The 23,652-nt window shown below is 53.5% G+C and carries 23 protein-coding genes, 1 tRNA gene and 4 pseudogenes; 6 read left to right on the top strand and 22 right to left on the bottom strand.

Going from position 1 to position 23,652, the window contains the following annotated elements; translation table 11 throughout:
• Positions 1–35: 35 nt before the first annotated feature.
• Genes B9N88_RS07180 through B9N88_RS07170 form a run of 3 tightly spaced genes read right to left on the bottom strand, consistent with a single transcriptional unit; the run spans position 36 to position 2,299 of the window.
• A complete protein-coding gene (locus B9N88_RS07180; RefSeq protein ID WP_027603983.1) occupies positions 36–515 on the bottom strand; it encodes a YbaK/prolyl-tRNA synthetase associated domain-containing protein in 480 nt (159 codons plus the stop codon).
• 16 nt (positions 516–531) lie between these two features.
• Positions 532–1,290: a sulfite exporter TauE/SafE family protein gene (locus B9N88_RS07175; protein ID WP_027603982.1), complete on the bottom strand. Its 759-nt coding sequence runs from the start codon at positions 1,288–1,290 to the stop codon at positions 532–534.
• Positions 1,291–1,294: 4 nt separating this feature from the next.
• A complete protein-coding gene (locus B9N88_RS07170) occupies positions 1,295–2,299 on the bottom strand; it encodes a TauD/TfdA family dioxygenase (protein ID WP_256221098.1) in 1,005 nt (334 codons plus the stop codon).
• A gap of 190 nt (positions 2,300–2,489) precedes the next feature.
• Here B9N88_RS07170 and B9N88_RS07165 point away from each other — a divergent pair, with 190 nt between their 5' ends.
• Positions 2,490–3,422: a LysR family transcriptional regulator gene (locus B9N88_RS07165; protein WP_027603980.1), complete on the top strand. Its 933-nt coding sequence runs from the start codon at positions 2,490–2,492 to the stop codon at positions 3,420–3,422.
• A 296-nt stretch (positions 3,423–3,718) separates the two neighbouring features.
• Here the strand turns inward: B9N88_RS07165 and B9N88_RS07160 are convergent, their stop codons facing one another.
• On the bottom strand, positions 3,719–4,885 hold the full coding sequence (locus B9N88_RS07160) for an MFS transporter (RefSeq protein WP_027603979.1): 1,167 nt from the start codon (positions 4,883–4,885) through the stop codon (positions 3,719–3,721).
• Positions 4,886–4,979: 94 nt separating this feature from the next.
• On the opposite strand from B9N88_RS07160, the gene B9N88_RS07155 reads away from it, so the two are divergent.
• Positions 4,980–5,873, top strand: a complete 894-nt coding sequence (locus B9N88_RS07155) for a LysR family transcriptional regulator (RefSeq protein WP_027603978.1) — start codon at positions 4,980–4,982, stop codon at positions 5,871–5,873.
• A 10-nt stretch (positions 5,874–5,883) separates the two neighbouring features.
• Here B9N88_RS07155 and B9N88_RS32870 read toward each other — a convergent pair.
• The 6 genes and pseudogenes from B9N88_RS32870 to B9N88_RS07125 form a co-directional block, all read right to left on the bottom strand.
• Positions 5,884–6,042: pseudogene (locus B9N88_RS32870) on the bottom strand (ParA family protein); the annotation flags it as partial.
• An 893-nt stretch (positions 6,043–6,935) separates the two neighbouring features.
• Positions 6,936–7,289, bottom strand: a complete 354-nt coding sequence (locus B9N88_RS07140) for a hypothetical protein (protein ID WP_027603976.1) — start codon at positions 7,287–7,289, stop codon at positions 6,936–6,938.
• Positions 7,290–7,738: 449 nt separating this feature from the next.
• Positions 7,739–8,074 (bottom strand): Imm45 family immunity protein, encoded by a 336-nt coding sequence (imm45, locus tag B9N88_RS33215; RefSeq protein WP_081744377.1) that lies wholly within the window; start codon positions 8,072–8,074, stop codon positions 7,739–7,741.
• A gap of 235 nt (positions 8,075–8,309) precedes the next feature.
• Positions 8,310–8,549, bottom strand: a complete 240-nt coding sequence (locus tag B9N88_RS32275; protein ID WP_133822117.1) for a hypothetical protein — start codon at positions 8,547–8,549, stop codon at positions 8,310–8,312.
• Positions 8,550–9,828: 1,279 nt separating this feature from the next.
• A complete protein-coding gene (locus tag B9N88_RS32640) occupies positions 9,829–10,119 on the bottom strand; it encodes a hypothetical protein (protein WP_139202093.1) in 291 nt (96 codons plus the stop codon).
• Positions 10,094–10,429, bottom strand: coding sequence for a cysteine peptidase family C39 domain-containing protein (locus tag B9N88_RS07125; RefSeq protein WP_081744376.1), 336 nt, complete (start codon positions 10,427–10,429; stop codon positions 10,094–10,096). Before B9N88_RS07125 ends, B9N88_RS32640 begins: the two co-directional genes overlap by 26 nt.
• Before the next feature lie 323 nt (positions 10,430–10,752).
• Here B9N88_RS07125 and B9N88_RS07120 point away from each other — a divergent pair.
• Positions 10,753–11,947 (top strand): annotated as a pseudogene (locus tag B9N88_RS07120) (IS4 family transposase).
• A 52-nt stretch (positions 11,948–11,999) separates the two neighbouring features.
• Here the strand turns inward: B9N88_RS07120 and B9N88_RS07115 are convergent.
• From B9N88_RS07115 to B9N88_RS07110, 3 genes are read right to left on the bottom strand one after another with little or no spacing between them, the layout of a single operon-like run.
• Positions 12,000–12,437, bottom strand: coding sequence for a hypothetical protein (locus B9N88_RS07115; protein WP_027603974.1), 438 nt, complete (start codon positions 12,435–12,437; stop codon positions 12,000–12,002).
• A gap of 2 nt (positions 12,438–12,439) precedes the next feature.
• On the bottom strand, positions 12,440–12,940 hold the full coding sequence (locus B9N88_RS32270) for a hypothetical protein (protein WP_143491244.1): 501 nt from the start codon (positions 12,938–12,940) through the stop codon (positions 12,440–12,442).
• Positions 12,906–13,433 (bottom strand): hypothetical protein, encoded by a 528-nt coding sequence (locus tag B9N88_RS07110; RefSeq protein WP_143491243.1) that lies wholly within the window; start codon positions 13,431–13,433, stop codon positions 12,906–12,908. The genes B9N88_RS32270 and B9N88_RS07110 overlap by 35 nt, the downstream gene beginning before the upstream one ends.
• Positions 13,434–13,701: 268 nt before the next feature.
• Here B9N88_RS07110 and B9N88_RS07105 point away from each other — a divergent pair, with 268 nt between their 5' ends.
• A complete protein-coding gene (locus B9N88_RS07105; protein ID WP_027603972.1) occupies positions 13,702–14,067 on the top strand; it encodes a hypothetical protein in 366 nt (121 codons plus the stop codon).
• An 866-nt stretch (positions 14,068–14,933) separates the two neighbouring features.
• Complete coding sequence (locus B9N88_RS07095) at positions 14,934–15,503, top strand: hypothetical protein (RefSeq protein ID WP_027603971.1); 570 nt, start codon at positions 14,934–14,936, stop codon at positions 15,501–15,503.
• A gap of 236 nt (positions 15,504–15,739) precedes the next feature.
• Here the strand turns inward: B9N88_RS07095 and B9N88_RS07090 are convergent, their stop codons facing one another.
• The 9 genes and pseudogenes from B9N88_RS07090 to B9N88_RS07040 all read right to left on the bottom strand — a co-directional run bounded on the left by B9N88_RS07090 (position 15,740) and on the right by B9N88_RS07040 (position 22,190).
• Positions 15,740–16,129 carry a hypothetical protein gene (locus B9N88_RS07090; protein WP_027603970.1) on the bottom strand — a complete coding sequence of 130 codons (390 nt, stop codon included), beginning with the start codon at positions 16,127–16,129 and terminating at the stop codon, positions 15,740–15,742.
• Between the two features lie 270 nt (positions 16,130–16,399).
• Positions 16,400–16,699 (bottom strand): hypothetical protein, encoded by a 300-nt coding sequence (locus B9N88_RS07085; RefSeq protein WP_027603969.1) that lies wholly within the window; start codon positions 16,697–16,699, stop codon positions 16,400–16,402.
• Positions 16,700–17,199: 500 nt separating this feature from the next.
• Positions 17,200–17,601 carry a GFA family protein gene (locus tag B9N88_RS07075; RefSeq protein WP_081744374.1) on the bottom strand — a complete coding sequence of 134 codons (402 nt, stop codon included), beginning with the start codon at positions 17,599–17,601 and terminating at the stop codon, positions 17,200–17,202.
• 397 nt (positions 17,602–17,998) lie between these two features.
• Positions 17,999–18,712 (bottom strand): ankyrin repeat domain-containing protein, encoded by a 714-nt coding sequence (locus B9N88_RS07065; RefSeq protein ID WP_027603968.1) that lies wholly within the window; start codon positions 18,710–18,712, stop codon positions 17,999–18,001.
• Positions 18,713–18,973: 261 nt separating this feature from the next.
• Positions 18,974–19,180 (bottom strand): annotated as a pseudogene (locus B9N88_RS07060) (integrase); the annotation flags it as partial.
• Positions 19,181–19,315: 135 nt separating this feature from the next.
• Positions 19,316–20,152, bottom strand: a pseudogene (locus B9N88_RS07055) (replicative DNA helicase); the annotation flags it as partial.
• Positions 20,149–21,036 (bottom strand): ParA family protein, encoded by an 888-nt coding sequence (locus tag B9N88_RS07050; RefSeq protein ID WP_027603967.1) that lies wholly within the window; start codon positions 21,034–21,036, stop codon positions 20,149–20,151. The pseudogene B9N88_RS07055 and the gene B9N88_RS07050, both read right to left, overlap by 4 nt.
• A 121-nt stretch (positions 21,037–21,157) precedes the next feature.
• Positions 21,158–21,233 (bottom strand) — tRNA-Asn (locus B9N88_RS07045).
• Positions 21,234–21,293: 60 nt separating this feature from the next.
• Positions 21,294–22,190: a LysR family transcriptional regulator gene (locus B9N88_RS07040; RefSeq protein ID WP_027603966.1), complete on the bottom strand. Its 897-nt coding sequence runs from the start codon at positions 22,188–22,190 to the stop codon at positions 21,294–21,296.
• Positions 22,191–22,290: 100 nt separating this feature from the next.
• Here B9N88_RS07040 and lldD point away from each other — a divergent pair, with 100 nt between their 5' ends.
• Positions 22,291–23,433, top strand: coding sequence for an FMN-dependent L-lactate dehydrogenase LldD (lldD, locus tag B9N88_RS07035; RefSeq protein ID WP_027603965.1), 1,143 nt, complete (start codon positions 22,291–22,293; stop codon positions 23,431–23,433).
• Positions 23,434–23,652: the final 219 nt, after the last annotated feature.

The raw sequence follows: 23,652 nt of genomic DNA, 5'->3' as shown, positions 1-23,652 counted from the left end.
CGTTTTTTTTGGGCCGCGTCTGTGAAAACGTCTGCTCAGGCCTGGCTGATATCCAGCAATCGAGGCATGGCGATCGCCAGATAGTCCTGCGTATCGAGCACCATCGACGCATCCAGCCGCCCCGCGTTAAAGGCTATTTCGGCGTAGCCTGTGGTCAAGGCCGGATCGACGATCAATTGAATCCGCTCATCGAAAACAAACGGAGGGATGGCGCCGATCCGGCACCCGGTCAGCTCCATGGCGGTTTCGGCCTTCACCAGCTCGGCTTTTTTCCCGCCCAGGGCCGCTCCGACTTTCTTCATGTCCAGCTTCTGGTCGCCCGGCAGTATCACCAGCGCATAGGGGCCGGCCTGGCCCTTGAGGGCGCAAAGCATGGCCTTCGCGCCTTGGCCGGGCTCGGTGCCACGGATTTCGGCGACGCGCGCCGACTGGCCCTCGGCATCGTGCATCAACACCCGGTAAGAGGCTGAGCGGGCATCGAGTAATGCCACGAGGCGATCGAACATGGGATGCATGGAGTTTTCCTCTGGTTTACAGGAACAGGTCGTAGGACAGCTTGCTGATCAGAATCACCAGTAACACCAGGAATAGAGCCCGGACAAAGGGCACGCCTTTATGAACCGCCAGCCAGGTGCCGGTGAGCGCGCCCAGGATGTTGAATGCCGCCATGGGGATTGCGATCAGGTAGAGCACGTTACCCGTCGGAATGAAGAATATCAGTGCCGCTACGTTGGTCGCGATGTTGACTAGCTTGGCCGATGCAGAGGCATGGAGAAAGTCGAAGGCGAAGCAGCGGATAAACAGGAAGATCAGGAAGCTGCCAGTGCCGGGACCGAACAGACCGTCGTAGAAACCGATGGCGCCGCCGATGACGATCGCCAGCAGTTTTTCCTTGGTACCGATGCGCATGGGTTTGTGCAGGGCGCCGAAATCTTTTTTCCAGAAGGTGTAGATCGCCATCAGCACAATCAACACCAGCACCGCCGGCCGGATCATCGACTGGGGTACGAACGACACCGTGGCGGCTCCGAAGAAGGCCATGACAAAGGCCGCGCAGGCGGCGGGGATCACAAGCCCCCAGTCGATCACCACCTTGCGCACGAAGGACCGGGCCGCGAATGCGGTGCCGCAGGCGGCCGCGACCTTATTGGTACCCAGCAGCGCCGCCGGTTGAGCGGTGGGTAGCACGTTGAATAGCGCGGGAATCTGGATCAGTCCGCCGCCGCCCACCGCCGCATCGATCAGGCCGGCGGCGAAGGCGAACACGCAAAGGATGACAATATCGACCATGAAATCAGGCTCTGACTATATAGGGTTGATGAGGGTCCAGCGGTACCACGCGTGCCGGATCATTGACCCCGAAGACACGCAACATCCAGCGATCACGGCCGTCGTAGCGGGGGGTAAAACCATCCCGGGCATGCAGGGTTTGCTGGTTCTTGAAGATCAGCATGTCCCCCGGTTGCAGCATGATGTGGTGCACGACATCGGGATGATTGGCGGCGGCGGCAAACAGCTGGAGAGCAAACTGCGCAGGGGCGCAGGTCGCTTCGACACTCGCTTTGTTGTAGCGGCAATACAGGCCATCGGTTGCGCTTCTGTAGAGCAAGGGGACGTTTTCCAGCACATTCCCCTGTTTGCCGAAGGAGGCTGGTCGGCGAACGGTGAAGTTCGGTCGTGACAGTTCTTCTTCGACGTAGGCCGGCAGAATGGCCAGCACCTCGTCAATGGCGACGATGCGCGTCGGCACGTCGAGCTCGCAGCGCAGGCCGGTCAGGGACAGGTACTCCGGACAGGCCGACAACTGCGAGATAGGTTCGCAGGTCAAAGGCAGGTGAGGGTTGTCGACATGCATGTCCAGATCCGCCCGCGAGCCATAGGAGCTCTTTTCGGTCTCCCGCTTGCGCTTGGGCGATACGTGACGGAACACGGAGTCGGTGCTTTCACCCTCGTACGCCAGCGGACGGGTTTGCAGAGTGTGCAGCACGGACAAAATAGCCCCGGCCAGAATCGACAGGTTCTCGATACCTGGCTCCAGGTCATAGGGCGTGGCGGGCAGTTGCGGGTCCAGCGGCAGCCCCCTGACGATCATCGCCACGTCACGGGCCTGTGGAAAATTGCGCAGCTGTTGGATTTTCTCGGTGCCCAGGACACTTTCCAGCAACCGCCCCAGGACCGGCATCTGGCGGATCCCCGAGGCGCTATCGGTCACGTCCAGCGATGCCAGCCCGGCCTGAAGTGTGCGTTGTTCTTCCAGCGACAGATGAATTTGCGGTATCTCCCGTCGGGTCAAAGTCACTGATTTTTTTTCCAGCCTTTCATGAATGACTTCATCAATACACGCTGCGGCTTTCCCGATTACTTCATCCAGCTTCGACACGTCCTTGCGCTCCTGTTTGCACCATCCTTGTGGGTTGAACGGGAAGGTTAACGGAAGGGCCTTTTTTGTGTTGCAATGCCGCGTTGTGAAAAATGCAATGAGGTGGAAAGTGGCACTGAATATGTTGGGGGAACTTGAAGCCTTCGCGACCGTGGCTCGCAAGCGCAGCTTCGTCGCCGCGGCACGGACGCTGGGGCGCTCCCCCAGCGCACTGACCCGTGCCGTTCAAGCCCTGGAGGAAAGTGTGGGGCTCAAGTTGTTCAATCGCTCGTCCAATGCCGTGAGCTTGACCGAAGCGGGCGAATGCTTATTGCCCCACGCGTACAAAATGCTCGATCTGCAACGTGAGGTGGATGAAGACCTGGCCGGCCTCAGCGGCCTGGCCTCCGGCTGGATCCGTTTTTCCGCCCCCGAGGTTCTCGGACACGGGGTATTGCCCCGGTTGATCGCGCAATACTGCGAGCGTTATCCAGACGTTAACATCGATGTGATTTTCACCGATGAGATCATCGACCCGGCCAAGAGCAAGCTGGACTTCTCGATTCGCGGTGCGTTTCCACAATCCAGCGACTTGATCGGCTTTGCGCTGTGGAGTTACTCACGTTACCTGTATGCCAGCCCCGGCTACCTGGAGCGCAACGGCATGCCCGACTCCATCGAGGCACTGGAGGCGCATTCGCTGATCCTGCATACGGCGCCGCGGATTCTCAAGGAGTGGAATTTTCGCAGTGAGGAGCAGGCCATCAGCTTTCGGGTTCATCCAAAATTTCGGTTCAGCTCCGGCCTGGCGGTATTCCAGGCAGCCCTGGCGGGCGTCGGGATCGCCCGCCTGGCGGATTGGATGGCGGAACCCGAAGTGGAAACGGGGCGCCTGCTCCGGGTGTGTCCTGAATACAAGCTCACCTCCAGCAGCGGTGAGAGCCCACAGATGCACGCGGTATACCCGGCCGGAAACTTGCCACTGCGGGTGAAGGCATTGATGGAGATGATCCGTGGCTTAGGTGAAAGCCTCGAATGTAAACGCGGCTCAGCACCTCTATGAAGACGGCCCTCACGTCGCTGTGAGGGGGATTCATTCAAGCATTCTGAATCGCCCCGGCACCGTAGACATCTCCAGCCTGCCAGGCTACGTTCATTAATGAGGCGTCATGGGAGGAAGGTAAAGGGTGTAGGCGCTGACCTTAGACTCCTTGTTCGAACGCTATATTGGGCTCCACTCTAAGTGCTCCCGCGGTCAAGCAAAGCGTGTGTTACTCGGCGATTCAGCCATCCAATTTGGTCATGCAAAATCACAATGGAAGTCACGGAGCAACTGAGTGACTGGCTCTCCCATCAAGCTCACACCAATGCAGTTGCAATCTTTCTGGAACGCCAGGCAAATCCCAGCACCATCAGCAGCCCTAGCCCCGCCACTGCCGCTCCAGCCAGGGAAATCGCCGGATAACCTAGCCCTGCATTGATCACCGCACCGCCCAGTGCCGCACCAATCGCATTGCCGAAGTTAAACGCACCGATGTTCACCGCCGAGGCCAGATTGGGCGCGTCCTTGGCAGCTTCCATGACGCGCATCTGTAGCGGCGGCACCAAGGCGAAACTGGCGATACCCCATATCAGGATGGCAACGGCCGCCGGCAGCGGCCAACGCATCAGTACCGTAAACGCCAGCAACACGAGAATCAGCACGCTCAGCGAAACGATCAGTGTGCGATCTATCGAGCGGTCGGCGGCCTTGCCGCCCCACATGTTGCCCAGTGTCAGGCCCACACCGAACAGAACCAGCATGGCGGTTATGTAGGCGGTGGACGCGTGAGTCTCGCTGCTAAGGATCGGCGCGATGTAGGTGAAGACGGTAAACATTGCGCCCGAACCGACTACCGTGAGGGCCAACGCGCCCAGCACCGGGCCACGGCCCAGTACCCGAATTTCGGCCATTACACCGACGCCTGGCGGCGCCTTCAGGTTGGGCAGGGCGAACCATAACGCGGCCATGGCGACCACGCCGAGGCCGGTAATGCCCCAGAATGCAGTGCGCCAACCGAACATTTCGCCAAACCAGGCGGCCAGCGGCACACCGCCAATGGTCGCCAGGGTGAGGCCCATAAACATTGCCGCGACCGCTCCGGCACGTTTCTCAGGGGCGACCACGCTGGCAGCAACGATAGAGCCAACGCCAAAGAACGCACCGTGGTTCAGTGAGGTCACCACCCTGGCGATCATGAGGCTGTAGTAATCGGTCGCCAGGGCTGACATCAGATTACCCAGGGTGAAAATCGCCATGAGTCCGATCAGTAGATAGCGCCGGGGGATCCTGCCGGTAGTCAGGGTCATCAGCGGCGCGCCGAGCAGTACACCCAGGGCGTAAGCACTGACCAACAGGCCCGCGGCGGGAATAGAAACGCCGAGATCCGCAGCGATGCCCGGCAACATGCCCATGGGGGCGAACTCGGTAACACCGATGCCAAAGGCACCTATGGCAAGTGCGACAAGTGGTGGATTGATACGCATGGAAGGCTCCTTATCTATGCCGCCAATGCTACGATCCAGCGTTTTAAGGCGGTAGATAGCATTTCTGGCAATCACCTATGCGTAAGGGGCACAAATGGACTTCAACGGCAGATCCGGTGACATGCTCGTGTTCGCCACCGTGGCGCAGGAAGGCAGCCTATCGGCTGCCGCGCGTGCATTAGGGCTCACACCCTCGGCGGTCAGTCGGATCATCGCGCGTACCGAACAGCGCCTTGGCACCCGGTTGCTGTTGCGCACCACCCGAGCGATCAGCTTCACTGCCGAGGGCGAGGCTTTCCTGCGCGGCGCCCGGCGTATCCTGGCCGACATGGCCGAGGTGGAAGAAGCCATCGCCGACCAGGGCGTACCCAGGGGCCGATTGCGGGTCAGTGCCGCCCTTGGCCACGGGCGGCTGGCCATCGTCCCCCTGGTGGCGGCATTCAGCGCCCGCCATCCGAACATCTTGGTCGACCTCACCCTCGGCGACGAAGTGGTCGATATTCTCGGCGGCCAGGCCGATGTGGCGGTACGTTTTGGCCATCTGCCCGACAGCCCGCTGACCGCGCGCAGGATCGGCGACACCGGCCAGGTAGTGGTGGCATCGCCCGAGTATCTGCAACGCCACGGCATCCCTCGCGAACCGGAAGACCTGCTACGGCATAACTGCCTGCGCTTCAACTTCCGGCGTGCCGAACCCAACTGGCCGTTCATCCGCGACGCAAGAGAGTTCTCCCTGAAGGTCTGCGGCAACATCGAATGCAGCAGTGGTGAAGCGCTGGCACAACTTGCGCGAGTAGGTGCGGGCATTGCGCGTATCGGCGAGTTCAGCGTGAGCGAGGATCTGCAGCGCGGTGACCTGATACCGCTGCTGGAAGCCTGGAACCCCGGCGACCGGGAACCGATTCATGCGGTGTTCGTAGGCGGCTCGGCAATGCCGGCGCGGGTGCGATTGTTCGTAGACTTCTTGCTGGAGCATCACCGGATGTAAGCGGTGGCGTCAGCTGATTGAACGGATCATTGGAATGGATCAGTGAGAGATTAGGAATGCAGGTGCGTGAAATGACCTGGTCGGCCCGGGTCTCGTTGTTCGCGATCAGTTGATAGGTTCCACCGGGCGCCTCGTGCGATAGCGCATAGAACGACGACAGCGACGGCTGATTAAAAGTCATTTGCTAGCTGTTAGTCGCAACGGTGCCACGGAAGAGCGTGGTGGAGAGATAGGGTTGCTGCATAGCGTGCGCTATATGAGCTCAGCACGCCACGAAAGTTAGTCGTGTTGGATTGGGTGGTTGTCAAAGCGTGGTAAAGCAATGACTTGTAGGAAAAGGAGGCGGCAGCAGTCAGCTACCGGGCTATCTTCAATGCGTGTCTGAGCGGTTCGACTTCCAGATGGCGTTACTTCAAAGTTGTGGCAATTCGTAGCTACAGCACTAAAGGACAGACTACATTTAAAATTACTAAACCACCAAAGAATGGAATCGTGAGCTGACCTCGTTTGCTGACGCCCTATCCAGCAGCCTTCCCTACCTACAATGACAGAAGAAAGTCCTTCCAACCGCGTAAAGCCCGTTCGAAGTCATCCAAACTTATAGTTATTGAGAAGTCCTCATCATAAAGTGAATAAATTTTAACTCCACTTTTCGAAATATGGGTTGCCCAGGCATCGCGGGCCCATTCAGTGGTGACCTCGTCCTCTCGCCTCACGGCTATCAATCTATTCAGACCCTCGTCTAGCCAAGGAATAGTTTCGACAAAAGGTCCCCCTCCATCGTCGATCAATAGGCAAGCAAGAATATCTAAATCATCAGGCCCCAACCCATCCGTGCTACACCAAGGTATTGCTACCCCAGTTGACTCTTCCAAAAAAAAACAAATATTCCCCTTACCTCGTACGGGCATACGGTCCACTTCGAGATCCCCCCACCTCATCTTGATTTCACTAAAACCGGCTATAACTCAAAAATCCATGATCATTTCCTTGAACTTTAATCACAGTAGGCCGCGTACCAGCTGCATACTGAAAGTAAATCTGCTTTCCTTAGCAAGTTTTTCAAAGCTCGTACTTACATATCAACTTTTGTAGATCACCAGCTCTTTCAGGGTATTTATTCCCAAGAGCAAGCATAGATTCCTTCATGGCCTCCTTAACAGCCTGAACACTATAAACACGAGAATCAGGAAAAATACCGCTCATGTTCTGATCAGCTGAGAAAACATAGTGCCCAGAACAGGCATCCGGTTCGTATTCAAACTCCCAACCCGGGTCACCAGAAAGCCCTTCGCAACGTATAAACATCCTCTGCAAAAGCCCTTCTAAGTCACCCTCTGAAAACGCACCGATAGCAAACCAAAGAATCCAATATAACAGATTCTCACTATTTCCGGACAACTCACCCCACTTCATTTATCAACTCCAATTGGAAATACAGTTGAAACATATATCCCAACATTTTTTATATTAATCGGGACCTGAAACCTCTACTTACCAACAACAACTTCCTGCAGTCTCTCACCCGTCGCCTGATACTGAATGAGCGCTCTACGCAAGAAAATAGAGGTCAGACCAACATTCTTATTTTTAAAGAGCAATTTTTCTGGTCTTTATAAAAACATGGTCTGACCCCGATTTCTATGGGCTCGCGAGCAGGCAAATCGTTTGGATCCTCTTCAGCAGGAACTGGGCGAGGTCACCGAGCTTGCGGTTGAGCTGGAGAGTTGGTTCAGCGAGTCAAGCTTTGGGCGTAAGGAAAAGGATTGGTGGGGATGAAGCACCATTCGAAGACATCTACCCCCAAGCCCTCCACCGTAGCAAAGCGAAACCAAAAGCCGTCCACACACATACAAGCACTACTTTCAAGCGGTGCTTACCCAACTAGGAGCAGCCGACCTCTCATATAAGAAAACATCGTTCACATCACACTCCGGGTACACCCATTTACTCCAGTTATCAATCAGCCACCTTGTCGAAATCCCGTGACCAGGAGCACGACTTTCGATAGGGAGCTGAATGAGCATCAACCCTGACTTATTTCCAGACGCAACGACCAAAGAGTGCCCAAATTTCTCATCCGGGAGATCAACAACCATGAAATCCACAACACTTTCATATGGCCAACTTGCTGGCAGTCTAAATATATAGCCGCGCGAAATCAGCTCACCTGCATACTCAACCAGCTTAACACATGCCATTACTTAACCCTCAGATCATGACCACCAGAAGAGTCTTTTGAGTTTTCTACAGGACTAAGATCGAAGTTAACCTCTCCCATATGCGCCCCGCCCCTACCATTTAACTGCTCGAATCTACCATGAAGGGTATCAACCGAGTAAATAAAACCATCACCACCGACATAACGTCTCGCGAATTCATACTACTGAGACGGCTATCTTCCTTCCACCCAAGCGAATCAGAAGAAAATAGAGGTCAGACCAACATTCCCATTTTTAAAGAGTAATTCTGCTGGGATTTATAAAAAAGTGGTCTGACCCCGATTTCTTGAGTTCCATCATCAACGGCTGATGATGCCTCATATATTGCTTCGGTCGCTGCCATAAGCGAATCCTCTCCACCAGCTAAGGACAGCGCCGATACAGCGCGAGCTTGGCTAAACAGCTGAAGGTCTTCTACATTTAAGCTTTGCTCTTCGTCCAGGCTGCCTTGCAAGTCAAAATACTTCTCATCTAACTGTGCAGCTGAAGCATCTAGCCCAAATACCTGATCAGTCGTGAGTTTATTACCAGATTGTAGACACCTAAGAGACTCGGCAAAATTAAAAACTTCTACTGGACAGTCCTGAAATCAAGTTCGCAAGCCAATTTTACAGCACCTCTTCGTTATTCCTCACTGACTACCTTAAGTTTTTCTACAAAGCTTTTCTCAACCTTTTCTAAACGCATAATTATTATTTAGTCTCTGGCAGTGGTTTTAATGGCGCGGACACATCCTGTGCGCTCTTTAAACTACGACTGCCAAAATGTCAGACAGACGCCATATTCATCGAGAAGATCGTCAGCAATTTCAAACTGAAATACCTTCTCTGGAAAGGCATCGGATAAAGCGCGCTTCCAATATCTAGTGATCTGTTCAGCAAATAAATGACAAAGACGATAATCTTCTTCCGACAGACCCACTTTAAATACGGGTCTGCCCGGTGCATCCTCCCACTTTGAAAAGAACTGATTTATTGAAAAAATATTTCTGTATCGTTCAACGTCTCTACGCGATGTACTTTGTTCCAACACACTAGATTCGGTTTCAACCAGCCCGTTCAAATGAAATTTTTGTGGATCGTATTGCTGAGCGTTAGGCAGCCAGAAAATGTGACCCTTGGCCTCAATAAATCAGGAGAGAGCAAACCCAGAACAGAAATTGCCTGTTCTAATGAAACCAAGTGCCCTACATATGAAAAAAACTCTCCGGAGCCAATATCTGAAACAAACAGACTCAACGACTCTTTAGAAATATCACCCTGATAAAACTTCATCATTTCAACCCCAAGCTATCAAGAACCGACTGAGGAACATTTCCCTCAAAAAATTTTTGTGTCACTTCCCTTCTTGGGGAAATATGTTCCATTCGGAGCTTGGTTCCATTCGACCACCTTAATCCGAGAGCTAGACACATCATATAGTGCACGCCCCTCAGGACCGTAGACAACAACATGCCCATTTCCAAGATTCGCATAAGAATCGGGAGTTTACCCTTGCAACGGATACTGAACACCACCACGCGTTCCCGTGACCGTCACATTCGTTTGCCTGAGCCCCTTGGTATAATCTAAATCAATAGAGGAAAATAGGGGTCAGACCACTATTCTCATTTTTTAAAGAGCAATTTTTCTGGCCTTTATAAAAACGTGGTCTGCCCCCGATTTCTGCAAATAAACAACGGTGGGTTTCCCACCAGAACTAGCTAATTCTCCTGTCGCTTTTGCACCAACTAATTACGGCGAAATCAAAACCACTGGAAAATTTAAAACTCTTCCTTCAACATAATCCCAAGATAGGGCATGCAACTTCTTTGACACGCGCGAATCTATTGGCATAAGTAACATCAAGAAAGTCTCCAGTTCGTCACTATACTCTATTCCTTTTATACCTAAATTATCGTGCAGCCTTCCAGAATACTCACTTTCAATTCCATCATTCGAAAAGACATAAATTATCTCAGAGGTAATATCTGAGTAAACAATTGACTGAACAAAAACCTTACTGTTTATAGACGGAATGACCATTCCACACATCCTTAAACTCTTCAACGCCCATTTTGTACTGCGTACCATTAAAAGGATCTTTAATCAACACCCTGCCAACGTCATCCACTCCATCAACCACGACCCAGTGCCCCACTTTATTTCCAGAATCCCACATCATTGCACTCCAAGAGCCAGTTTTATTGAGTGCATTGAAGCTAGATACATCGACTGCATTCCCAACCAAACCAGAATCAACTGTATTCAATTTTCTCGCCAAGGAGTTCATGGAAGTAAGCTCGGTTCCAAGGTCAACCTGAGAAGTAAGAACACCTCGATCCTTCAACAGCATCTCACCACAGGCAGCACCGCAAGCTGCAAAACAATGACGTATAGGAAAAGGAGGCAGCGGCAGTCAGCTACCGGTTCATCTCCGATACGTATCGAACGGGGTCCACTTCTAGATGGAGTACTCAAGATTGTGGCAATTCGTAGGGACAGCACTAAGGGACAGACCATATTCAAAATTACTAACTAAACCACCAAAGAATAGAATGGTGGGCTGCCCCTAAGGAATCCCCACAAAACTTCCTTGCAGGTCAGTGAGATAGCTTGAAGTGCCGTGCATGAGTCGGGCAGTTTGGTAGTCGCCAAACAAACCAATATCTGAGACTCATGCAGGCCGTACGATTCTTACACAAGGCATTTTCCCAAGCACTCCCACTCTGTACCGCAAGCGCCTGAGCGCCCTGATGAGTCGCGTCAGCGCCTTGCTGTACGGGCACCGTCTGACGCCGACCGATCTGGGCAAATCTATGCCCAGCAGAGCTTACGCCAAGCATTCGATCAAACGTGTGAATTGCCTGCTCGGTAACGTTCAGCTGCAACCTGAACGTCCGCTGTTTTACTGGAAAATGCTCACGGCACTGATTGGCTCCTTGCGCCATCCCTTGATTTTGGTGCATTGGTCGCCTGATCAATGCCGCTTCTGATCTTTACCTGCTGCGGGCGTCAATTCCGCTGGCTGGCCGAGCGTTCCCTATTTACGAGAGTGTGCATGATCGTGAAGGTTGCCCCAGGCAGCAGCGGCGGTTGCTCGATGCGCTTGAACTTATGCTTCCCGAGCAGTGCGTACCGATCCTGCTGACGGATGCCGGGTTTCGTCGTCCCTGGTTCCAGGCCGTCGAAGCCAAAGGCGGGTATTACGTGGGACGTGTGCGCGATCGTGATCTCTATCGTAACGAGCAAGGTCAATGGCGACCGATAAAGCAGCTCTATCGGCAGACAACATCGACCGCACGTTCGCTTGCACAAATTGAGATGACACGTAGCGCACCGTACCGCGTTGCGCTGTACGGCATTCACCAACCGCCCAAGGGGAGAAAACATCGGCGAGTGACGGGTAACATCGCGCGCAGCAAACTCAGCCGACAGAACGCTCGCCGTGAACAAGAACCCTGGCTGCTCGCCTGCAATTTGCCGCAACCGCAATGGATGGCTCGGAAAATTTTCGGTATCTACCGCAAGCGGATGCAGATTGAGGAAGGTTTTCGGGACATGAAGAGTCTGCGTTTCGGCTTTACCTTTGACCTGCATCGAACGCGCAGCCCACGGCGTATCGAGATCCTGCTGCTGATCGCCGCGTTGGCCTGTTATGCACTGCATCTGGCCGGTCTTCAGGCTCGAACGACAGGTCGGTCACGTCACTTCCAGAGCAACAGCATCAGGGATAAATCGGTGCTCTCACTCTGGCGTCTCGGCCTCGAATACTTCGAGATGCTCCACCACCGGTTTGTCCTGCTCGAAATTGGCGGATATGGAACTATTGCTGCGCGATGAAGTGCACCGGCAAGCTCAGAGACTGGAGTAGATTTGTGGGGACTCCTCAGGGTCTGCCCCCGTTTCCCACTCGCCTGAAGAAATCAAACTAGATCCAGCCAGTCTCCGGAGAAACTATTGCCCCCATTAAGAATATAAGCACCATACTTTCGCTTGCAAAGCTCTATATTTTTAGAATCTATATCAATAGAAATAAATCCAGTGGGCTTTTCATACACACACAAAGACTCTATCTCAATGGTAGAATCTTCTACGCTAACAAAACGCCCAATAGCTTCCACTCTATGAAACACAAAGCTCTTCCCCCCACCAAGAGGATAAATACGATCTCTCACAGCATAAACAATATCAGAGTTTAATATCCTGACTTTCTTACTAATCTCATAGGGGTCGGCATAGCTCTCTTCCAAAATAAAAAACTCATTACCAATGATAACTAACCACCCGGAGAGACTATAAACGGCGCCACCCTCAACAAGCTCAGAAAGATGATCGCCTTCGAAAAGCAGCCCTACGTCCATAATCACCTCCCCACAATAATTGTGTTAGCGCCACTCGATATTGCTCTATCTACAAATAATTGCATTACTCCACGAGGCCCCGCAAGTGGATCTCGAGTCATATAATATCCAACCCCATCTACAACTTTAACACTATCCACTATAATAAAACGATATCCATTACCACCAACAGGAACTTGTAGAATCACATTCCTACCGCCTTGCAATACTTGATTAAGTTCGCTCGGCAGCATCGTAGCTTTCACGGTGTTATATACACCTGCATTTGATAAAACCTCCGATAACTCCAGTGTATTCACACCTGACGATCTAATGCCGTTCGCAAACCCGCCAATTGCATCAACCAAACTAAGAGAGCGCCCCGTATTACCTGTTATTGTCATTGCCGCACATGCCGAACCGCACACAGGCGCATCTCCTTGCAAGACAACTGAGCCAGGAGGATCATATGAGATGGATGGTTTAAGACTACCACCAGCCCCCATCTTTAATAACGTTTTCACCGGCGACACTGCCAACCGCTGCCTTCAGCCCCACTATATTCAGAAGCGCTTGCGCAAACCAACCAATACGCTCGCCAGTGGTCGCCTTCGTCTCTGTAATCGGGTTGGTGGCTCCAAACCCCATCGAAAGCTTGCATACGATACCGATTCCTAGCGACCCACCGCAGCCTTCATTGAATGAATCAGCAGCAATCTGCTTAAGCGACGCTATCGTATCGCTCGTCATCTTCTCCTGATTCGCTCGTCCTTCCAATGCCTGTTCGACAGTCACCGGCTTCAGATACCACTCGTCACCGTCAGCGGTTTTCACAGATTGATCTGTAACGACACAGAACGAGGTATAAGATGTATGGCACATGACGATGTCGCAAGGCTTGTGATCCAACTTGGACGCCTGTGTTGCATCAAATCGGCCAAAAGCGGACCGCCGGCGCAGTTCTGGTTCAGACCGATAGTCGAGGCTCACAGCATGCGACTGCATATCTAAAGTCATTCTGGCTTATTGCTTACACCCATATCCCTATTGGCTCCCTCTCGCCGTCCAGTTTACTGGGGGGATTGAAGACCCTCTAAGCTCAGCGGGAGCATGCTCCCGCCACAGGGGAACATTAAAGTCATAAGACTTGTATTGGCCACTGGGTAATTGGCATAGTGCTGCCACTCCCCAACTGACCCGGCGCCAAGGACTAAATCAGCCAGAAGCTGACGGAAGTTCAGGGCCTTGCCAGGTTGCTTGTTCCAAGGATCTGGACATTTACCCCATGAAAACATACGCAGCGCTGGCCCTTGCGCTCACCACTCTGTGCAGCACCGTCCACGCGGCGAGCTGGCAGATTTGCCGGTTGGACGTACAGATCGTCAACGTATTGAAACAACCGTACCCACAACTGCATGGGCGGATCCTCAAGGCCGCCCCGATCTCCACCACCACGCAATGTCCCCAGCAAGGCTCGATGGTCACCTTCACCCCGGAAACCACCGATTACCAGAACACCCTTCCGCGTCGGCAATGGCCTCGAAAAGGCCAGTCGGTGCAGATTGACTACCGGTATCTGGATGGCATTTGCAAGGGCGACGGCCACCCGCATCCGTGTCGCATCGACCACTATCCACTCATGGGACGCTAATCGGGCGTCACTCGCTCACGCAACTTTCGCAGCAACCCATCGCATGGATATGCCCAGCACTCCTTCGCGCGAAATGCGTGGCGCTGTAGCATCATGAATTCTGCCAGCAATCCAGCCCTAAGGACGATTGATGGCTATTAACTTTGAACCCAAGATAGGCAGATCTTGGAGCGTAATTATGGCGGCTACCAGTACGATGAGAACGCCATGGCTATCATTAGAGGGACTCAAGCGCACTAGCTGCCTATCAGCCATTCCAGCTCGGCCTTTCCAATTAGAAAGTCAGTTATCGGCCAAAAGGGGCCTTTGATAGACAGTAGTTGATGACGAAATTATCACTGTGGCTCTAATTCTGACCATAAACCTTTGCAGCCCATGCCGGCCATTAATGTCCCGAAGTCTTCAAAGTTGCAGACATTCACCTCAATCTGGCTCGCCCACGTTGCCTCACACTCGTCGCACACCCACAGTAAAAGTTGTGTAGAGCAGACCCGCATTGCTCGAACGTCACCTTGACCGCATCTTTGGCATTTAATCAGCATGAAAATAATCTCTGACAGGACCCCGGCGTAGTCTAATCAGATCGGTCGACTGTCGTCCGCGGCGACAGGCAGAGGTTGTCCAAAAGCAGAAATCTAAAGTGTCCCCACTAGAGTGGGGACTATTCAGTTGAGTGCCTGATGGTCGGCACGCTCTCAATCACCTTGGCGTCGTTCCGAGCGCGTACGCCGGCACTCTGGTCTCGGTGCTATTGCACACCTCGGCGAAAGCCGTGAATATCTTGAGGGGCGTCGTGACAAGCCTGTGGCTGTTGAGCTGCGCTGCCTTCGACTCATGGTGGAAATAAAAAATAGAGCAATCAGGGAATGGAATATCCTTCATTTGAAAACGAGCCAAAGAAAAAAGCTTTCTGGGCGGCGACGTGCCTGATTTTGGTAGTGGGCTGGATTGTTTATATGCTTTGGGCTAGTCGCATTGGGACTCGAATCGTTTTAATGGCGTCGATTTCTGAGTGGACCACCTATATAGTCGTTGGCTGTTTGGTTGGACTCGTTTTTACCGGACGAGCAATTTACTATCGCCCTGACGGAAGAGACTTGAAGCGAGTTGCCGACTCTTTTGTGGGGGGCGTTTGTCTGGGTCTTGTATTGTCTTTAAATTGTTATAAGGTTTTTACTTATCTATTGCCTGGCGAGATTATTCATTATGAATCAGCTTATGAGCTACATATTCCGGGACCTTCCTTTGCAAGGTCTGGCCGGTGTGAGGCGGGCTTGCGGTTTAAGGATTTGAATACTGAGCGCTGGATTGAGCTGTGCACCACTGAGTTGGAGTTCAACGAGCGAAGGAAAAAAGGCATGGATTTCGTTTTGGTGACTGCACACTCCAATAAGATAGGCTCTTATATTGTTGGTTATCAGTTCATTTATAAATAAATTATAGTGGAGTCGCTTCCATAGACCTCAGCGCTTAATCAGCCTGTAAGAAACTCTGGCAGCACTTTGATGTAGCCTAGTACCGTCGTCCGCATCATCGCCGTTTCCTGTCATAGACGACAGGCAGAATCGACTCAAAAGCGGCTTCCGACACCGACAAAAATCCACAACTACAGATGCCACCAACGGCCGTAGCATCCGGGCGCCGAAAACAGATTTTCTAGAAGGCTAAAGGTCTATTTTCCTTCGGGTTGTGAGTCCAGGCGCCCAAGGCCGTAGTAATTCATGAATTCGCGCATAGTCGGTGAAAGCGTCTCTTGTGAAGCAATCTGCCAGAATTTTCTTTCCCCAAGAACCGGCTGTAACCGCTTGATGAGTTCCTGCGCCGTATTGTGATGGCCAGCACGCAGCCAATGCCTGAACATGTATTCGTTTTCTTGCCTCGGTAGCTGTGCTGCTTGGAGCAGTCTGAGTGAATACCGGAAGTTCAGTGGCCAAAGTTGCTTTAAAAAATCGAGCCTCTCAGCGATTGGAAGGCCCACTAACCATTGCCTCACATCTTTATCCACCTGAGCATTACCAGATCGCGACGCCATCTGCTGCGGGGTGAAACGAGAGTCGTCCATGAAGTGCAAGGCCTAAGAGTAAAAGGGAAGGTCACATTCTGTCGTATGCATAGGAATAACGGGCAGCTTATTTTTTGCCCTTTGCCTGCTATTGGCCGTTTTCTGCCTGTCCCGACCGACAGAAAACGACCCATTGCAGCCCATCGCGATCAGCGGCAGTTGGTCAGAACCAGCTGTTGACTGACTCTGCGACTCGACATCACGAGTCGAACGGTGAAGCTGAATAACGCTATTTTTTTTACAACCGGCCGAGTTGCCCGCTTGAAGTAATCAAAGCTCTGGGCCGCTGAATTTTCCTGATGCAATACATTCTAAAAAAATTCTTTGTTCTGGTTTAAGAAGTTTGCGTGGCGTATAGCCGTGCTCATCAGGCTCCTTTAGCCACCTCGCCAAAGCTCGGCTCGCGGATTCCTTGAGAGCTTGACGCTCTGCGTCAGTGAAATTATGTTCCATCTCATGAGACATAGACTCAATTTCTTTTACTACCCAATCTTCGTCAAACCCTAAATCATCGCTTGAAAAATTCAGCGTCCAAAGATAGTTCAAAGCTATGTCCGCGAGATTATTCATAAACGTTCCTAATGGTCTATTCAGGGGACAATTTTGGCCGACCCGGATGAGCTACGCGAACAATTTTAAGCAGCTGTGTAGGTAGCCTCGCTGACTCGACCAAATGCGCAAAAAAATTCGCGGGTACATTACTCGATTCGCACGAAACGTGTCGATGGGAGAGGGTTGAAGGCTCGTCTCCAACACTTTCGTCATACGGTAGACTCTATTTCATTGATGCTGACCAGCATTTACTTTTGGCCGACCTCTGCCGGATGCGAAGGGCTGCAATGGGTCGATTCTGTTGAAAAAGCCGGCTTCGAATTCCGCGCCAGAAAAGTACGCGCCTGAGATTGAAATCTGAATTTTTGGCAGAAGGTTCAGCACTCGGATTTCGCGTAGCCGCGTGCAACTGAGGTGTTTTCATCCCTCAATATTCGAGTGTTTCGGGAAAGCCGACTTTTTCAACACAATCGGTCGATTTCTGCCGGCGGCGACAGATAGAAAACGAGCCATTGCGGTCAATCGATCTGAGACGATGAGTTGGATGGCGTATACCAGTGAACTCTGGAGGCGACATAAACGTGTTTTTGCGTCTGAGGCGTGAAGGTGGTGTCGAGTGTGCCCAGTGCTATCGAAACCCAATCGGAAAATTCACCTTGAGAACGTGACCAGAACAAAGTCGAACCACACTGAGCACAGAATTCACGTTGCACAGATTCTGAAGAAGAATACTTAGTGATATACCTGGCGCCGTTGAGTATTCGTAACGCGCTTCGGGGCACGCTACCATACGAAGCGAATGCTGCACCGTGACCTTTACGGCATTGACTACAGTGACAATGACTCACTGTTTTTGGCGTAGTCAGTAGCTCATACCTGATTGCTGAGCATAGGCAGCTTCCCTTGTAGATCTCTGTCATGCCTTCGTCCCTGTCGCTGGAAGAGGCGCCAGCTTACTCACTTGAATCTGATCAGTCGAACGTCTGCTTCTGGCCGATTGTGTTGAAAAAGTCGGTTTTCTCAAACGGCCGAAAAATTGATCGGTGAAAGCGCCTTTTAGCACGCTGCTACGTGAAATCTCAGTCCGAATGCCTCTGAGAGAATTCTGGATTTCAATCTCAGGCGCTTACTTTTTGCCAAGGAAACTAAGGCCGACTTTTTCAACAGAATCGGCCGAAAGCAGGCGCTCGCGTGAGGCTGTTATCCGCCCCGCTTAAGAGTGAGTGATCTCACCGCACTGCAGACCGACGGTGCTGACTAGCAATTTAGCTTTTGCCCGACTACCACTCAGCTTTCGTCTCCCATGACGCTAGAAAGTCACCTCAACTGCACAATTTGAGAACCCCACTCAGGCTCTGGAGCCCCTCGTGCCCTCAATTCAGCGAAGACTTGCGCAGAACACTCACCGTAACCCGAATAGCCGAGTTTGATAGCAGACATACCATCTTCCTCCCGAACGTAGGTAGCGTCCGCTCCTGCTTGCAGAAGCAACATAGCGATCTCACTTCCCTTTTTCTTTCCGGCACTGCACGCGTGGAGCAAGGGCGTCAGCCCGTAGCGATCGACCTGGTCAATGGGTGCGCCGACCTCGATAAGAAATTTCACGAAGGCAATACGAAGCTTGTCCACTGCCGCCTCCATAGCGCCGTCCAGACTTGCGCCTGCATCCGCTAGCAACTTGGCTGCAGCAATCGTCCCGTTGTACACCGCCGATATCATTGCTGTACGGCCGAACTTATCTTTCAGGTCGACCTCTGCTCCGCGTTTGAGCAGCAACTTCGCAAGCTTTAAGTCACCCCTTCCGCAGACCGACGCCAGCGGCGTTGAGAGTTCACCCGTACCATTGGGGTTTCCTCCATGGTCGAGCGCATGCAGGAGTATTTCCTCCCTGCCGTAATAGGCGGCTTTGTCGAGCACGCTGTGGGGATCAGCTTCAAAGTCATATTCATGCCCAATGAAATCCAGAAGCTGCTGCAGGTCACAATCACGCATGAGGTTGCTGAGATCGTTTCTAAAACTCAATTCGCTCATTCAGACAAGTCCATTTGTTAGAGGTGAGTTTACGGGTGTTCAATGGATGGCAAAATAGTGGCAGACGATCTTGAGATATCGCTGAGTACGCACGCTCTCGATCAAAAAAATTGAAGGCTTGCATCAAGTAGGAGGGCTTGTTAACCCCATAGATTAAAGTTTACTGGGTTTTTATTGGCTTGCGCACCTAGTTCGGTAGACACCCGAAGGCCGCTTTTGGCCGGTTAGCGACGTTCTGATTTCGACCGTCACTATAAATGGTCAAACCTCAGTCTGTTCCGCCATCTCCAGGGCGTCATCGACCTCAATCCCCAGGTAAACAGTGCTCTCCAGCTTCGTATGGCCGAGCAGCAACTGAACCGCCCGCAGGTTCTTCGTCCTGCGATAGATCAGTGATGCCTTCGTACGTCTCATTGAGTGGGTACCATACATGGCTGGATCAGGGCCCACGGCTTTCACCCAGCCTTTGCGACAGCATGGACATCTCCGAATCCATTGACGTGCGCGACGCCTCCACACCCAGCGCCATCATTCCGATGGGCGCCGAACCTCAATCTCGACAATGTGGCGAGGACTCAGTCCACGCCGGGCATCGCCGTTGGCGATGGCGACTATAGCCGCGATGACCTTGGGCCAATCCTCATCCCGCAACTGACCGCGCATCAAATTCGCCAGGTTGAGCTCGCCCAGGATGGCAATCAAACGAAACATCAGGGCGTGAGCCGGCATCTCCTGGCTGTAGATCTGGACCGTGTTGGTTGGCTTCTGTTGAAGTGCCGCATCCACGACACTAAGTGCCAGGCTGGTTTTCCCCATAGAAGGACGCGCCGCAAGGACGATCAAGTCGGCATCTTGAAAACCACCCGTGACTTGGTCCATAGCATCCAAACCACTGGGAATGCCGGTAACGCTGTCGCCCTCATTGAAGTGGTAGTCGATCCTTTCAACCACCTCCATCAGTGTCTGCCTCACATCTACGAAATCACTCCGACTTCTATCCTGCCCCAGCAAGAAAAGTTTCTGTTCGATAAGGTCTTGGACCTCGGCGCTCTTGGCCTGGCTTGAAGAGGCCTCCCGACTGCACTCATAACCGAGCATCACCAAACGACGAAGGTGGGAGCGCTCACGGACGATCGCGGCGTAGGTCGAAATGTTGGCAACGGAGGGCGTGTTCTTTGCCAGCTCCGCCAGATAACTCAAGCCTCCAACTTCATCAGGTTCCTCGAGGGACTCAAGGACAGTGACAACGTCGATAGGTGAACAACGTGAAGCGAGCTGCTCAATTGCCTGGTAAATCAGGCGGTGATCACGTCTGAAGAAATCGTCCGCAGAGAGGACGTCCGCGATGAGGTCCCATGTGGAATTGTCGAGCATCAGGCCGCCGATTACGCCTTGCTCGGCCTCAACCGAATGAGGTGGGGCTAGATCAAGAAGACTCATACCGCAGCTCTCCCCAAGGCCACCCTATTCGATAACAACGATATGTTCTGACTCAGCCGCTCTTCGTTCAGCGCTTCAAATTTCGAGCGCCATTCGGGAAATAGCTCGATTGAGAGGTCTTTGATGACTTTGAATGCTGTGGGTGAACGGCGATGAGTCGGGAGGCGATACTCCAGGCGGTGCGCAGGAATGCCTTCTGTGGCAGCCCGACGAAAGCTCACTGCGGCCGGGATCGTGGTCTGGATCATCTGAACCTTCGGATGATCAGCAAAGGTTTCGGTCAGCGTGTGATAGATCAGGTTTGCATCATTGGTTGCATCAAGCTTGTTGATCACGACATTCAACATTGGCGTCTCTGCGCCCAACGCTGCCAACGGCTCAAGATCTCGATAGAGCTGGAGCATTCCACGCTGAAACTCTCGTGCTGTCAGCATATCCGGGGTGATGGGCGAAATAGCCATGTGTGCCCCAAGCAAGGCCATCTCCAGCACAATGGAGCGAGCGCCTTGGGTATCGATCAGAATCAGATCAAAGTCCTGCTCGAATGCCGGCAACAGATTCTTGAGACGAAGGCGCCCGTCAGCAGCATGGAGCAACAAATTTCCCAGCTGATTGAACGGATCATTGGAATGGATCAGTGAGAGATTAGGAATGCAGGTGCGTGAAATGACTTGGTCGGCCCGGGTCTCGTTGTTCGCGATCAGTTGATAGGTTCCACCGGGCGCCTCGTGCGATAGCGCATAGAACGACGACAGCGACGGTTGATTATCCAGATCGATGAGCAGGGTACGGATCCCTGCATCGGCGCAGAACGCGCCCAGATTGACGCCAACCGTGGTTTTACCCGGCCCGCCTTTGGTTGAAACGACCGCAGTGACTTTCATGATATTGACCTCGGAATCGTAGGATTTGAGATGCTTTCATGCAGGTCACGCTATGCGCTTTGATCACCCCGGAAAATCCAAGGCAAAAAAAAGCCTGCATCGCTGCAGGCTTTTCCCTATCTGGCTCCACGACCTGGACTCGAACCAGGGACCCAATGATTAACAGTCATTTGCTCTACCAACTGAGCTATCGCGGAATGCGCCGTATGTTACTGATTGAAAAGGAGAAGTCAAGCTTTCCCTGACGGCCTGGACGATTAATCCGGATGACCGGCTGAAAGCTGCTGCTCCTTGGCCAGGTCCAGCCAGGCGCGCACGGCGGGTGGCAGGTGGGCGCTGGCGCGCCAGGCCAGGGCGATGTGCCAGTCGGTGTGGGGTTCGTCGAGGGGGATCAGGGCGATGCCTGCGTGTTGATGCTTGTGCGCCAGCATGCGGGGCAGGAAGGCGACGCCGAGGCCGGCGGCGACCAGGTCGACGATGAAGTCGATCTGACCGCTGCGCGCCGCCACGCGGGGTATCACGCCTTTGCGCTCGCAGGCGGCGAGGATCTTGGCGTTCAGGGCGAAGCCGGCTTCGAACAGGATGAATGGCGAATCCGCCAGGTCGGCGAAGTCGATGCGTTGACGCTGGGCCAGGGCGTGGCTCCTGGGCAGTACGGCCATCAGCGGTTCGTTGCGCACGGGCTGATAATCGAAGCCCGCATCCACCGGCAGCAGCAACGCAGCGAGGTCGACCTCCCCCGCTTCCAGGCACTCGCGCAATCTCTTGCTGCCGTATTCGGTGAGTTCGATGTCGATGTCCGGGTAACGGCTGCGATAGGTGGCAAACATCGTCGCAAACAGCACCCCACACCCCACCGGTGGCAGGCCGATGCGCAACACGCCGCGCTTGAGGCCGCGCAGGTCGTTGATCTCGGCGACCAGGTCATGGTGTTCGGCGAGCAGTACCAGGGCGCGGCGGTAGGCGATCTCACCCGCGGCGGTGAGTTCGTTGCGGTGGCCGAGGCGGTCGAGCAGCGGCATGCCGAGTTCTTCCTCCAGGGTCTTGACCGCCTTGCTCACCGTGGATTGGGTCAAGGCCACCACGTCGGCGGCCTGGGAAAATCCGCCCTGGCGCACCACTTCGACGAACGTGCGCAACGTTCTCAAGTTCATGGGTATTCCTTTAGCGACTGGTATCTAGCGATAAAAGTTGTTTTTATCATGACAGATATTTGCCTATCCTGACCCGCCCAGCCTTGTGGAGACACGCTTAATGATCATCTCGTCCGCCTCCGACTACCGCGCAGCGGCCAAACGCAAGCTGCCGCGCTTCCTGTTCGACTACATCGACGGCGGTGCCTACGCCGAGCACACGATGCGCGCGAACAGTTCGGACCTGGCCGAGATCAGCCTGCGCCAACGGGTGCTGCGTAATGTCGACAACCTCAGCCTCAAGACCACGCTGTTCGGCCAGACCCTGGACATGCCGGTCATCCTCAGCCCTGTCGGCTTGACCGGCATGTATGCGCGGCGCGGCGAAGTGCAGGCGGCAAAGGCGGCGGCGAACAAGGGCATCCCCTTCTGCCTGTCGACGGTGTCGGTGTGTTCGATTGAAGAAGTGGCCTCGCAGAGCCCGCAGTCAATCTGGTTCCAGCTGTATGTGCTCAAGGACCGGGGCTTTATGCGCAATGCCCTGGAGCGGGCCCAGGCGGCGGGGGTCACCACCCTGGTGTTCACCGTGGACATGCCCACACCGGGCGCGCGCTACCGAGATGCCCACTCGGGCATGTCCGGGCCGTTCGCGACGCAGCGGCGCATGTTGCAGGCCGTCACCAAGCCGCAATGGGCGTTCGACGTAGGGCTCATGGGCCGCCCCCACGACCTGGGCAATATCTCCAGGTACCTCGGCAAACCCACTCACCTGGAAGATTACATCGGCTGGCTGGCCAATAACTTCGACCCTTCCATCAGTTGGAAAGACCTGGAGTGGATCCGCGACTTCTGGAAAGGCCCGATGATCATCAAGGGCATCCTCGACCCTCAGGACGCCAGGGACGCAGTCAGTTTCGGCGCCGATGGCATCGTGGTTTCCAACCATGGCGGCCGTCAACTGGACGGTGTGCTGTCCACCGCCAAGGCTCTGCCACCGATTGCGGATGTCGTGGGCGATGACCTGACGGTGCTGGTGGACTCCGGCATCCGTTCCGGGCTGGACGTGGTGCGCATGCTCGCCCTCGGCGCCAAGGCGTGCCTGCTCGGACGCGCCACCGCCTATGCACTGGCCGCCGACGGGCAGCACGGGGTAGAGAACCTGCTGGACATCTTCGCCAAGGAAATGCGTGTGGCCATGACGTTGACCGGTGTCACGTCCATCGACCAGATTGACCACAACACGCTGGTGCAATCAGCCAAATAACTGACGTCAGTGCTGAACGACCGTTTTTTTACTGTAAAAACGGTCTTTGATTTGTAAGGTTTTTTATTTATTTAAACGAAATGGCACGAATCTCGCTCTAACACCTTCCAAGCAGGTCAAGCGATGACAAGACGTGCGGCAGTGCCCAGGGGTTATAACCCCTGGTAAAGCGGTCTAAACTGTTTCCAATGTTTTACGGAACTGAAGGAACAGTAAGAC

The organism is Pseudomonas sp. LAMO17WK12:I1, from assembly GCF_900177315.1.
GTDB classification, from domain to species: Bacteria; Pseudomonadota; Gammaproteobacteria; order Pseudomonadales; family Pseudomonadaceae; genus Aquipseudomonas; species Aquipseudomonas marginalis.
Note: the sequence above shows the minus strand (reverse complement) of the source record. Positions and strands in the feature narration are given on the sequence as shown.